Below are 12,443 nucleotides of genomic sequence, written 5' to 3'. Positions count from 1 at the left end.
CCTCGAACCTCGTCGCCCCACCCCCCGCCAGCCCCCATGGCACGCGGGCCCGGGCGTGCCAACCTGTCCAGGGCGAGCCGGGCGGCCGGGCACCCGCCCACCGCCGCCTGCCGCGCACTCCGAGCGTCCCGTCTCACCCCATTCCTCAGGCACCCAATCCAAGTCTCGGGCGCATTCGGCGTCCTCGTACCCGCGCTTTCAGGCATCCGTCGCCCACAGCCGCCCGACCGGGTTCATCGGGCATCCCGTGAACGCTCCGCCCCCCTGGGCATCCCTTCCGCCTTCGCCGCTCATCGGGTATTGCCGCTCACGTCCAGCGCTCCTCGGCGCGCTCGTCTACGTCCCGGTTCCTGGGGGCATCGTTGGCGGCCTTCTGGGTTAACGCGGTTCTTACGGGCGGGGCGTTACTGTGCGGGTTTCATGCGGTTGGAAGGTGTGGCCTTTCGTTATCGCCGAAGGGATCCCTGGGTGCTCAGGGATGTCACCCTTTCGTTGTTCCCCGGTGGTGTGACCGAGGTGACGGGGCTCAACGGTGCGGGGAAGTCCACGCTTCTGCGCGTGATCGCCGGTTTGCGCAGCCCGCACAAAGGCATCGTCAAAGATCGACCCAGCCGCGTCGGGTACGCCCCCGAACGCTTCCCGGTGGATCAGCCGTTCACTGTCCACAGCTACTTGGGCCATATGGCCGCGATACGCCGCGTTTCGGCAGAGTCCGTCGGGACGTGGGCGGAGCGGCTCGGGTTTGTTCACCTCCTTGATGTGCGGCTCCCCGAATTGTCGAAGGGCAGTGCGCAGAAAGTCGGCCTCGCGCAGGCACTCATGGACGACCCCGGCCTCCTCATCCTGGACGAGCCGTTCGCCGGCCTCGACGCGGCCACACGGGCGGCCCTGCCCACCCTGATCTCCGAGCGCGCGGCCGAGGGAGCCATCGTGGTCGTCAGCGACCACCAGCGCTGCATCGAGGCCCTTTCCGGCATCGACCGGCTGCGCGTAGCCGACAGGACGGTGACCAGCCTTCCGTCCGATAAGACCGACTGGACCGTTCTTGAGGTCGAGGTCCCCGAGGACGAGGCCGACACCGTGGAGACCAAGCTGCGAGCGGACGGCTACCGGGTGCGGAGGCCGAAGCCGTGATCGCGCTCATCAGGTTCCAGGTCGCGGGGTACGTCCGTTCGCTGCGCGTCCTGCATCCGCTGATCGTCGTGGCGCTGGTCGTGGTGCTGGTCCTCGTGCAGGGACCGAGCGGGCCGGACGCCGCCGATCTCGCCGTCGGGACGTTCGGAGACGTGGCAGCGTTCATGTTCCCGGTATGGGCATGGGCGGCGCGCGCCCTCCTCGACACACAGCCGGACGAGCAGCGCGCCCTGACGGCCATCGCCGCCCGCCGCCACTCCATGCCCACCTACGCGGGACTGCTCTCGGCCTACGGCGTGAACGTCTGCTTGGGCGTAGTCGCATTGGCTGTTCCTCTCACTCAAGCGTTTCAAGTCGGCGCACCCGGACGGGCGGTCTTGGCCGGTTGTGCTCTGAACCTCCTCGTTGCCGTGCCCGGGACACTGCTCGGCGCCTGGACGAGCCGAGCGCTGATCCCCGATCCGGGCGTTTCGCTGCTCGCGCTAATGAGCGCGGCCACCGCGCTCGTGCTCCTCGGCATCGGACGGCTTTCCTGGCTATCCGTCCCGATGATCGAGTGGCTCCGCATCGCACACGATGGCGCGGGCGAGTTCACTGCTCGTTTCCCGGCCATCGCCCTCCACCTCGCTCTCTGGTCCGCCGCCGTCGGAGCCGCCTACATCGCCCTGGCACGTCGCCGCCCGTGACCCCGAGGAGGTCCTCCCTCCACAAGGAGGCGGGCTGCGGTAGAGCGTCCGAACCCGGACGTCAATCGTTCAGGACGGGCGGCCCGCTCCCCATCCGCCTCAGCGCCTTTCGACCCAGGTTCGGACGGACGGCTCGATCCCCCGGCCACCCGCGTGGCCGAGGCGACCGTCGGCCACGACCGGGACGGCACCACCGCGCGCCGCCCATCTCTGATGGCCTGGTCCTCGACGTAGCCGACCCACACCACGCGGCCGCATGTTGGCATAGGAGCGTTGGGCGCGTAGTCATCGTCGGGATCTGGGTGACTGACGTTCCGGGCACCTTGCACTTGCGTCCCGGGCGCTGGCCGCTCGCCGCCGCCCGAGCGCCGCCTGTGGCTGGTTTGGGTGGGTGAGCTCGGCGTTCGTTCCGGGCCTTCATAGTGCCGTGACACCGGTCGTTGGTTCTCCGCACGGTTTCTGCTTGCACAGCGCCAGCTGCAACGGCAGACGGGAAGCGGCCCGCGCCCCCCAACGGCGCGGGCGCCATCGTCGGACGCGGCGCCCCCGAAGTGGCAGGTCCTCCTGATGTACCGGGCTGTGGAGAACCTCTGCAGTCGGCAGGTGCGGCTCCGGGCGGTGCCCTTGCAGGTCCGCTGCGACAGCGCGGTGGCGCGCGCTATGCCGCTGGGTCTCCCAGCGCGAGGGGATGGCCGTCCGACGACGGGACGTTGGTTTCGCGCTGATGTGTGTCGTCGGGATTAGGCGGCTTGGAGGGTCAGCCACGATCGCTCCAGGGGGTCGTCGGGACGGGCGCAGAAGTAGATGCGGCCGGGGTCGCCCCAGTACCAGCCGAGGCGTTCGTCGGAGTCGAGCTGGAGCAGGAGGCGCCACTCCTCCACGGCCCGTTGTTCGTCCGGGGACAGCGGCGGAGGGCTGAGGGAGTCCAGTGGACGGCCCGTCGAGGCGTACAGGACGTCCGGGCCGATCGGACGTTGGACGAGGGTCGGCCACCCGCCGAGCTGATGTGCGGGTGACTCGTCCGGCGAGGCGTGCTGCGCCCAGACGGCGTGCAGTTGGTCGTAGACCGTCAGGAAGCCGCTGTACGTGGCCTCCAAGCGACGCATGGAGATCTCCTGAGGTGAGGGCAGGGAGAGGAACGGGGCGCCGCTCAGGCGGGTCTGGGGATAGGTCGCTGCGCCAGGCGGCGGGACGGTCTTCCTGAGGTCACCGGTGTAGATCCGCCAGCCGTCCCGCTGCGCCGCCTCGTCGCCCCACGGCCGGGGCGTCTCGCTGGCGTAGTAGAACGCGGCCCTCCCGGACGGGGGAAGGTCGGGGATGTCGCCGAAGCGGGCAAGGTCGGCGAAGTCGATCGCGCCGAGGAAGTCGAGGGGGCGTCCGTTCCACTGCGGCCAGGTCTCGTTCGGCGGCAGCAGGGGGACGCCGCCGAGGCGGACGGGCGCCTCGCCGCCGGCGCGCAGTCTCAGTGCGGGCCTGGCCAGGGTCATCAGGGCGGACGTGATCTCGGGGGGCAGGAAGACGGCGAGGAGCGAGCGGAGCCGCCGGTACTGAGCCGCGAAATGATCCATGCACGTAGAGTTACGCAGCCCCGCCACGGCGCGCACCGTCCGGCGAAATTGTGGATAACTTCGTCAGCGGCGTTCGAGGGCGCCCGCGAGCTGCACCAGGAAGCGGTCGACCTCCTGCTCGTCGTAGCCGGGTCCGAACCGGACGACGCGGAACGCGCTCTCCCGCACGTCCCGGGCGGACACCGGTGGGGCCACACCGCGTAGGCCAGCGATCACGCGGTCGAGGAACGCGTCCACGTCGCGGACGTCGTATCCCGAGCGCAGGCCCGCGCCCGTGAAGCGGGCGTTCTGGATCCAGTTGACCAACCAGGCGGGTTGCGCGCGCGGACGGCCGGGCCTGTCGGCGATCGGTCCCCTCGCCTGAAGTTCCATGATGCATTCGCGTACCAGGCGGTCCACGGCATGGGGTTCGTAACCGCGGAGGACGATGTCGAACCGGGTCTTACGCACATCGTCCGCCGACATGGGCGGCCCGCCGTTCAGCGCCTGCGAGATCCGTCTCAGCAGGCCGTCCACCTGCTTCTTGTCATAGCCGCGCAAGACCACCGGCAGCCGCGCACCCGTTCGCACCGCGCACCTGCTCCTCAACCGTATCCCGCGCCCGCGCGGCGCCAGGGACACGCCAGCGGAACGCTCAGTCCTTGGTCGACGCGGCCAACTGGCCGCAAGCCCCGTCGATCTCCCTGCCCCGAGTGTCGCGCACCGTGACCGGGATCCCGTGGGCCTCCAGCCGCCGGACGAACTCGCGCTCGTCCTGGGGCCGCGACGCGGTCCACTTGGAACCCGGCGTTGGGTTCAACGGGATCAGATTGACGTGTACGAGATTCCCGCGCAAGAGCCTGCCCAGAAGATCGGCCCGCCAGGCCTGGTCGTTGACGTCCTTGATGAGGGCGTACTCGATCGACACGCGCCGTCCGCTGCGGTCGGCGTAGGCCCAGGCCGCGTCCAGCACCTCGGCGACCTTCCAGCGGTTGTTGACGGGGACGAGCTCGTCGCGGAGCTCGTCATCGGGCGCGTGCAAGGACACTGCGAGCCGCACGGACATGCCCTCGGCGGCAAGCTTTTCTATGGCCGGGACGAGGCCGACAGTCGAAACGGTGACCGCGCGCTGGGAGATGCCCAGGCCAGCGGGTGCCGGGTCCGTGATGCGCCGTACCGCGCCCAGCACCGCCTTGTAGTTGGCCAAAGGCTCGCCCATGCCCATGAAGACGATGTTGGAGACGCGGCCCGGCCCGCCTGGGATGCGCCCGCGAGCCAGTGCGCGCGCGCCAGCGGCGACCTGTTCGACGATCTCGGCGGTGGAAAGGTTGCGTGTGAGCCCTGCCTGGCCCGTCGCACAGAACGGGCAGTTCATGCCGCACCCTGCCTGGGAAGAGACGCACATCGTGGCCCGGTCGGTGTACCGCATCAGCACCGACTCGAACAACACGCCGTCGAACGCCTTCCAGACGGTCTTCAGCGTCGTTCCGTCGTCGCAGTCCATCTCGCGCAGAGGAGTGAGCAGCGTGGGCAGCAGCTCGGCCACAAGCCGCTCTCGGACGGCGGCGGGCAGATCCGTCATCTTCGCCGGGTCGTCCACCAGGCGGGCGAAGTAGTGCCGCGACAGCTGATCTGCCCGGAACGGCTTCTCACCCAGCTCGGCGACCGCCTCGCGGCGTTCCGCAGAGGTGAGGTCGGCGAGATGCCTGGGCGGCTTACCGCGCCTAGGAGCGGCGAAGACGAGCTTCGCCGGGGTCTTCTTGGACGCGGTACCGGCGACGGCGGGCTGGGTAGACATGATGCTTCCAGTGTCGCAAACACCTGCCTGTGCATCGTCCGTCTGAGGACAGCTCCTTACGTGCCTCGCGACATTCCTGCACATGACCTTGTGTGCGACTAAGGTCTCGATCATGTCGGTTTTGCGCAGGGGCACCGCCTCGTCCGGGGGATCCAAGGCCACGGTCGTCCACGCCGCGGTCAGCCCGTACGGCAGCCGGCGGCTCACCATCGAGACCGACGGCGACGTCACCGCGGCGTACCTCAAGGACGCACGGGACTCGGTGGTCGGCGCGGTGTGGGTCGCGAACCATCGCAAGGCCCCCTCTGATCTCGACCGGTCCCGATTGGAGGCCGGTCGCGCGCCCCTCCTGCCCGGATCCCATGTACGGCACCCGGGGGGACGCGCAGCCTTGGACGCCGGGGGCTTGGAGGTGGTGTGGTTCGAGGAGGGCGACGGCGTGGCCGTCCTCGAGGCGGGCGACCCGCTGTTCGTGGTCCCCGGCTGGTCCGACATGGGACGCGGCATCCCCGGATACGCGCGCGACGCCACGCGGCAGAGCCCGTTCGCCTTCCCGCTGGACGACGAGATCGAAGACTTCGGGCCGCGGATCGACCGGGCCCGCGAACACTGGAAGATGTGCCGCGCCGACGGCTCCTGGGCGGAGTTCCAGCAGTCAGTGCTCGGACACCTGCTTCAGCGGCTCGGGCCAGGAGGCCACTACTGGCACGACGTAGGACGCCAGCTTGGAAATGGGCGGACGGGCATGGCCCCTACAGTGGGCGTTTCCGAACGTCCTGCAAGGGGCGATCGCGAGTTCACCGTCCTGAGCACGGTCGGGATGTGCCGCCAACGGATGCCCACGGTCGAACTGTACGAGGACGACGTCGCCCCCTACGGACGGATAGAGCTGGCCGTAGCAAGCACCCTGCCAAGCCAGCGGGCAGGCAGCATCTTCCCCTGGCTGGCGCAATACCCATGGCGGTCGGTGACGTGGTTCGCCCCCGGAGACGTCGTCAAGTGGTACCACGAGGCCCGCACGTTCCCACTGCGCAGTGGCGAGTCGGCCTGGGAGGGCGTGCTTCTCCTGGACGATCCCAGCCGCCTGGCCGGTCCTGAGTCCCCCGACCTGAGCGGACTGACATTGAACGGCGATCCCGTGCGGTGGCTGTGGCTCGTGCCCCTGACCGGCGAGGAACACCGCTACGCCAAGAACGAGGGCTCAGATGCGCTCGTACGGCGCCTCGCCCAACAGAATCGCTCCTGGGTCGTCTCTTAGTCGCTCCTGGGCGACTTCTAGCTCGGGACGAACAGTTCCAGGAGCAGCCAGACGACGGGGGCCGTCACCACCAGGGAGTCCAAGCGGTCCATCACACCGCCGTGCCCGGGCAGGATCGTTCCCAAATCCTTGATACCGAGGTCACGCTTCATCATCGACTCGACGAGATCGCCGGCGGTCGCGGTGACCACGACGGCGAGGCCCACCAGCACGCCATGCCAGATCTGGCCGCCGTCCAGCAGCCACCACACCAGCCAGCCGCCGACGAGCATGCACATCAGGGCGGAGCCGGTGAACCCTTCCCAGGTCTTCTTCGGGCTGATCGTGGGCGCCAGCTTGTGTTTGCCAAGGAACGATCCCGCGAAGAAGCCGCCGGTATCGCTGGCCACGGTTGTGGCGATGAAGATGACGATGCGGTGGTCGCCGTCGTCCGGGCGCATGAGCAGCGCCACGATCCCGCCCACCAGCACCAGGTAACCGGTCACGAGCGCCCCGGCGGAGACATCGCGTACGTAACCGTCCGCGCCCTCGGTCATCCGCGTCATCAGTAGAGCGAGCATTGTGAGGGACACTGCCGCAACCGTGGCGGTGGGTCCCCACACGTAGGCCACGACCGGTGTGCCCACCATGCCCGTCGCGACCGGGATGAACGGGACGCTGATGTCCCGGCTGTTGAATGCCTCGGTCAGCTCCCGCATGCCGACGAACAGGAACACGATCATCACGGCAAGGAAGATCTCCTTGACCGTGTAGAGAGAAAGCAAGACTAGGGAGCCGAGCGCTAGGCCAACACCGATCGCCAGAGGAAGATTGCGACCCGTCCTGGGCTGACGCTTACCCTCGGACGCTCCAGAGACCTCATCGGCCGAAGAACCGTCCGCAGAAGACCCCTCTGCGGAAGAACCCTCTGTGGAAGAGCCGACCTCGGAAGGGCCATTTGCAGAGTTTCCGTCTGCGGAAGACGCGCCTCTGAAGGCCGTGGCCCCAGCAGTGGCCCCGGTAGACGCGTCCTCTGAAGACAATTCGCGGGACGTACCGTCAGACAGGGGCGCATGTGCGCGCGCGCCTGCGGCAGGTGTGGCGCCGGAAGACGGAGTGCCCTCGGTGGAGGTGTCCGGTGTCGGCCCGGCCATGTCGGCCTCCGGCTCGTCCGGGGAGCGCGAGGGCTCCCCGGCGTCGTCGAGTCGCATCAGACTTCGAGCAGTTCGGCCTTCTTGTGCTCGAGCAGCTCGTCGATCTGCGCCACGTAGCGGTGCGTGGTGTCGTCGAGTTCCTTCTCGGCACGCCGGACCTCGTCCTCCCCCGCCTCGCCGTCCTTGGCGAGCTTGTCGAGGGCGTCCTTGGCGCGGCGGCGGACGTTGCGGATGGAGACCCGGCTCTCCTCGGCCTTGTGGCCCGCGACCTTGATGAACTCCCTGCGCCGCTCCTCCGACAGCTCGGGGAAGACGACCCGGATGACGTTGCCGTCGTTGGTGGGGTTCACGCCAAGGTCACTGTCACGGATCGCCCGCTCCACCGCCTGCATGGACGACTTGTCGAAGACCTGGACGATGACCATCCGCGGCTCCGGGAGCGTGAACGACGCGAGCTGGTTGATCGGCGTCGGCGTCCCGTAGTACTCGGCGGTGATCTTGTTGAACATCGCGGGGGTGACCCGGCCGGTGCGGATGGCCTGGAAGTCCTCCTTGGCGACCGCGACCGCCTTTTCCATCTTCTCCTCTGCTTCGAGGAGGGTCTCGTCGATCACTGTGACTCCCATGTCATCTGGTCGGGCCCTGGTAGTACGGTTCCGCGCTACGTTCCGCACCGCGTCCCGCATTCGGGTTCCGGGCTGCGGTCAGCCTTCCGCCGGGCTGACCAGCGTGCCGATCTTCTCACCCCGGACGGCCCGGACGATGTTGCCCTGCCCCATGAGGTCGAAGACCACGATGGGGAGCGCGTTGTCCATGCAGAGGCTGATGGCCGTGGCGTCCATGACCTTCAGACCCCGCTGTAGAACTTCACCGTAATCCAAACGGTCGAACTTGACCGCGTCTGGATTCTTTCGTGGATCGGCATCGTAGACACCGTCCACCTGTGTGGCCTTCAGTACGGCCTCGGCACCGATCTCCAGCGCGCGCTGGGCCGCGGTGGTGTCGGTGGAGAAGAACGGCTGCCCCAGGCCTGCGCCGAAGATGACGACGCGGCCCTTTTCCAGGTGCCGGATGGCGCGGCGCGGGATGTACGGCTCGGCCACCTGGCTCATGGTGATGGCCGTCTGAACGCGGGTGTCCAGGCCGAGTTTCTCCAGGAAGTCCTGCAGGGCCAGGCAGTTGATGACGGTGCCGATCATCCCCATGTAGTCGGCGCGTCCACGGTCCATTCCGCGCTCGGCCATGACCGCGCCGCGGAACATGTTGCCGCCGCCGCAGACGACCGCGACCTGAACGCCGTCCCGCACGGCCTCGGCGATGGCCTCGGCGACATGCTGGACGATCTCAGGGTCGATGCCCAGGGGGTCGCGTCCCGCGAAGGCCTCACCGGACAACTTCAGCAGTACCCGTTTCCACCCGGCGCGTGGCGCGTGCTGGTCAGGCATATGCGGATCCGCCTCGTGCCGGCCCGTCCCACCGTCGCTGGACGAGTTTCCATCGGACGGCTTCCGTCCCGAAGCGTTTCCCCTGGACGAGTTACCACGCGACGAGTGGCCGCTGGACGACGAGCCTCGACCCGACGGATTCCGGCCCGACGAAGCGTTCCGGCTAGACGCGCCTCGGCCGGCACCGCCCCGATCGGTGACGTCCCCATCTGCGACGTCCTGATCGGACGACGAGGCCGCCGTCGCGCTAGTGGTCGTCTTGTCCGGCACGTCGGCGGCCTCCTCGTAGCTACGTGTTCTCTCGGGTGTCTCTCTCCAGAGTGCCCCTAAGCCTGCCCGACCTTGAACCGGGCGAAGCGGACGACCTTCACGCCGGCCTCGTCGAGGACCTTCGCGATCGTCTTCTTGCCGTCCTTCACGAAGGCCTGCTCGACCAGCACGAAGTCGCGGAAGTAGGCGTTCACCCGGCCCTCGACGATCTTCGGGATGGCCTGCTCGGGCTTGCCCTCGTCGCGGGTGAGCTGCTCGGCGAGCGCCCGCTCCTTCTCGACCGCCTCGGCGGGGATCTCCTCACGGGTGAGGTACTTGGGGGCCATCGCCGCGATCTGCTGGGCGATGTCCTTGGCGACCTCGGGGTTCTCCGCGTCCAGCTCGACCAGCACGCCGTTGGTCGGCGGCAGGGACGGGTCGGACTTGTGCAGGTAGCTGGCCACATAGGCGCCCTGGAAGTGGGCGAAGCGGCGCAGCTCAAGCTTCTCGCCGATCTTGGCGCTGTTCTCCTCGATCAGGGCCTGGACGGTCTTGCCCGGCTCGATCTCGGCGGTCAGCAGGGCCGGCGCGTCGGCGACGCCGCTGCCCGCGGCGAACTCGACCAGGCGGTTCGCCAGCTGGATGAACTGCTCGTTCTTGGCGACGAAGTCGGTCTCGCAGTTGAGCTCCAGGAGCGCCCCGTCGCCGGAGTTCGCAAAGTACTCCGCGACCAGGCCGTTGGCGGCGGTGCGCTCGGCGCGCTTGCCGACGTCCTTGGCGCCCTTGAGACGCAGCAGTTCCGTGGCCTTCTCGAAGTCGCCGTCCGCCTCGGTGAGGGCGTTCTTCACGGCCATCATGCCGGAGCCGGTCAGGTCGCGCAGCCGCTTGACGTCAGCGGCGGTGAAGTTAGCCATCGCTCTCTTCGCTTCTCTCGTCGTTGGTCGTAGGACCCGCGACGGTCCCGGCGGCACCCGTGCGGGGCCGCCGGGACCGCGGGATCAAGCCTGCTCGGCCTCGGCGGGCTTCGGGGCGTCCTCGGCCTCGGCCTCGGCGCTCGCGGCGGGCTCCGCAGGTGCCTCGGCCTCTGCAGGAGCCTCTTCCGACGCCTCAGCGGTGGCCGGGGCCTCTGCCGGGGTTGCGGCCTCCGCGGGCGCCTCGGTCTCGGCAGGCGCCTCAGCCTCGGCCGGGGCAGCGGCGGACGCCTCCGCGGCGCCCTCGTCCGGCTTGAGCAGGTCGCGTTCCCACTCGGCCAGCGGCTCGTCCGCCGCGGCCGCACCCTCGGCGGGCTTCTCGTCCCCGCCGGTGGCGGCGCCCGCGCGCGCGATGAGGCCGTCGGCCACGGAGTCGGCGACGACGCGGGTCAGCAGGCTGACGCTGCGGATGGCGTCGTCATTCCCTGGGACGGGGTAGTCGACCTCGTCGGGGTCGCAGTTCGTGTCCAGGATCGCCACGACCGGGATACCGAGCTTCTTGGCCTCGTTGACCGCGATGTGCTCCTTCTTGGTGTCCACGATCCAGATGGCGCTCGGGACCTTCGCCATGTCGCGGATACCGCCGAGGGTGCGCTCCAGCTTGTCCTTCTCACGGCGCAGACCGAGAAGCTCCTTCTTGGTCATGCCGGAGCCGGCCACGTCGTCGTAGTTGATCTCCTCCAGCTCCTTGAGCCGGGTGAGGCGCTTGTGGACGGTGGAGAAGTTGGTGAGCATGCCGCCAAGCCAGCGCTGGTTGACGTAGGGCATGCCGACCCTGGTGGCCTGTTCTGCGATGGACTCCTGGGCCTGCTTCTTGGTGCCGACGAACAGGATCGTCCCGCCGTGGGCGACCGTGGCCTTGACGAACTCGAAGGCCCGGTCGATGTAGGACAGGGACTGCTGCAGGTCGATGATGTAGATGCCGTTGCGCTCGGTGAGGATGAAGCGCTTCATCTTCGGGTTCCACCGGCGGGTCTGGTGGCCGAAGTGGACGCCGCTCTCGAGGAGCTGCCGCATGGTGACGACGGGTGCCATTGCCCGTGCTCTCCTTCTCTGGCCCTGGCGGGCCGCATTTGGTTGTACGCCTGCGCCCGGGTGCCGCCCCACCGTCGCCGTGGCGACGGACCGAGGGACGGCGCCCCACCATGTCTGCGGTGGCATGCGGACGCGTGAAATCAGCCGCCGGGATACCCCAGGCGGCTGTGACCCGTTTCCGGGTCTGTGACCTCTCCGCTCAAGGCGGCTTCTCGCCGTCCCGCCCTGGGGCGGATCGACGACGGCCTGGCCCTGGCCTGTGTCCCCTCGGACACGACTACAGATTATCAGGGCCCGGACGCGTCCGGGAATCAATGGCCCGCCGGTTATCCACAGTTCGCCGACTCCCTCGAACCTGGTGCGCGGGGGCGGCAGGCTTCGGTGCATGACCTTGCTGACGGTGCTCCTCACCTGCATGATCACCGCCGGGACGCCTGTCCTGGACGCCTGGAAGCCGGGCCCGGACGCCTGGCGGTGGCCCTTAGGGCCGCCGGCTCCGAAGGTCGTCCGGAGCTTCAGCCCGCCCACCTCCCCGTGGGGTCCCGGCCACCGCGGCGTCGATCTCGCGGGACGGCCGGGGCAGCCCGTCTACGCCGCCGGTCCGGGACGCATCGCCTACGCCGACCGTCTGGCCGGACGTGGGGTGGTCGCCATCGATCACGGCGTCCTGCGGACCACATACCTGCCCGTCCGTCCCAGCATCAGCGTCGGACGCCGAGTCACGTCGGGCACCCGGATCGGCACCCTGGAGGACGGCCGCCACTGCCCGGCACCGTGCCTGCACTGGGGTTTACTGCGCGGCCCCCTGTACCTGGACCCGGTCAGCCTGATCCAGCGCCAGATACGGCTGCTCCCCCACTGGGAACGTCCCTCACCAAGCCAGACCCAACACGTCCCTGTGCCAGCACCCGAGCCAAGGACCGTCCTACGTGACGCCACCACGGCGACTGGTGGGGCGCTTACCGGCATGGTGCTGGCCTTCACACTCGCCTTCGCCTGGCGCCGCACCCGCGTCCGCTTCCGCCTACACCGCCGCCGCCGTCCACCGCCGGGCGTAATCAACCTCTCCCAAGAACGCCGCCTACGCCGCACCCCCTAACCCACAGGCCTGCCGCCCGCCCGCAGAGGCGGGCGGCAGCCCACCTGACCAACCCACGCACGCCCACCAGCCCCCGCTACAACACCAC

Annotated in this window: 11 protein-coding genes; 3 read left to right on the top strand and 8 right to left on the bottom strand. The window is 68.9% G+C overall.

The genetic code is table 11. The features are described from left to right. Window positions 1-468 precede the first annotated feature (468 nt). Both E1287_RS38260 and E1287_RS38255 read left to right on the top strand, forming a co-directional pair. On the top strand, window positions 469-1,134 hold the full coding sequence (locus E1287_RS38260; RefSeq protein ID WP_243719718.1) for an ATP-binding cassette domain-containing protein: 666 nt from the start codon (window positions 469-471) through the stop codon (window positions 1,132-1,134). Continuing rightward, window positions 1,131-1,820: a hypothetical protein gene (locus tag E1287_RS38255; protein ID WP_131970181.1), complete on the top strand. Its 690-nt coding sequence runs from the start codon at window positions 1,131-1,133 to the stop codon at window positions 1,818-1,820. Before E1287_RS38260 ends, E1287_RS38255 begins: the two co-directional genes overlap by 4 nt. Window positions 1,821-2,560: 740 nt before the next feature. Here E1287_RS38255 and E1287_RS38250 read toward each other — a convergent pair. From E1287_RS38250 to rlmN, 3 genes are all read right to left on the bottom strand, one after another. Then, a complete protein-coding gene (locus tag E1287_RS38250) occupies window positions 2,561-3,388 on the bottom strand; it encodes a YwqG family protein (protein ID WP_131970179.1) in 828 nt (275 codons plus the stop codon). A 63-nt stretch (window positions 3,389-3,451) separates the two neighbouring features. Further along, window positions 3,452-3,958: a DivIVA domain-containing protein gene (locus tag E1287_RS38245; RefSeq protein WP_131970177.1), complete on the bottom strand. Its 507-nt coding sequence runs from the start codon at window positions 3,956-3,958 to the stop codon at window positions 3,452-3,454. A gap of 64 nt (window positions 3,959-4,022) precedes the next feature. Further along, complete coding sequence (gene rlmN, locus E1287_RS38240) at window positions 4,023-5,165, bottom strand: 23S rRNA (adenine(2503)-C(2))-methyltransferase RlmN (RefSeq protein ID WP_131970189.1); 1,143 nt, start codon at window positions 5,163-5,165, stop codon at window positions 4,023-4,025. A gap of 112 nt (window positions 5,166-5,277) precedes the next feature. Here rlmN and E1287_RS38235 point away from each other — a divergent pair, with 112 nt between their 5' ends. Continuing rightward, window positions 5,278-6,423, top strand: a complete 1,146-nt coding sequence (locus tag E1287_RS38235) for a suppressor of fused domain protein (RefSeq protein ID WP_131970175.1) — start codon at window positions 5,278-5,280, stop codon at window positions 6,421-6,423. 17 nt (window positions 6,424-6,440) lie between these two features. On the opposite strand, the gene E1287_RS38230 is transcribed toward E1287_RS38235, so the two are convergent. The 5 genes from E1287_RS38230 to rpsB all read right to left on the bottom strand — a co-directional run bounded on the left by E1287_RS38230 (window position 6,441) and on the right by rpsB (window position 11,256). Next, window positions 6,441-7,220, bottom strand: coding sequence for a phosphatidate cytidylyltransferase (locus E1287_RS38230; RefSeq protein WP_279508447.1), 780 nt, complete (start codon window positions 7,218-7,220; stop codon window positions 6,441-6,443). 392 nt (window positions 7,221-7,612) lie between these two features. Then, entirely contained in the window at window positions 7,613-8,170 is a 558-nt protein-coding gene (gene frr, locus E1287_RS38225) for a ribosome recycling factor (RefSeq protein WP_131970173.1), read from the bottom strand. A 90-nt stretch (window positions 8,171-8,260) separates the two neighbouring features. After that, window positions 8,261-9,001 (bottom strand): UMP kinase, encoded by a 741-nt coding sequence (gene pyrH / locus E1287_RS38220; RefSeq protein ID WP_131970185.1) that lies wholly within the window; start codon window positions 8,999-9,001, stop codon window positions 8,261-8,263. A 326-nt stretch (window positions 9,002-9,327) separates the two neighbouring features. Then, window positions 9,328-10,164, bottom strand: a complete 837-nt coding sequence (tsf, locus tag E1287_RS38215) for a translation elongation factor Ts (protein WP_131970172.1) — start codon at window positions 10,162-10,164, stop codon at window positions 9,328-9,330. 84 nt (window positions 10,165-10,248) lie between these two features. Further along, on the bottom strand, window positions 10,249-11,256 hold the full coding sequence (gene rpsB, locus E1287_RS38210) for a 30S ribosomal protein S2 (protein ID WP_131970171.1): 1,008 nt from the start codon (window positions 11,254-11,256) through the stop codon (window positions 10,249-10,251). Window positions 11,257-12,443 lie beyond the last annotated feature (1,187 nt).

The organism is Actinomadura sp. KC06, from assembly GCF_004348735.1.
GTDB lineage: Bacteria > Actinomycetota > Actinomycetes > Streptosporangiales > Streptosporangiaceae > Spirillospora.
Note: the sequence above shows the minus strand (reverse complement) of the source record. Positions and strands in the feature narration are given on the sequence as shown.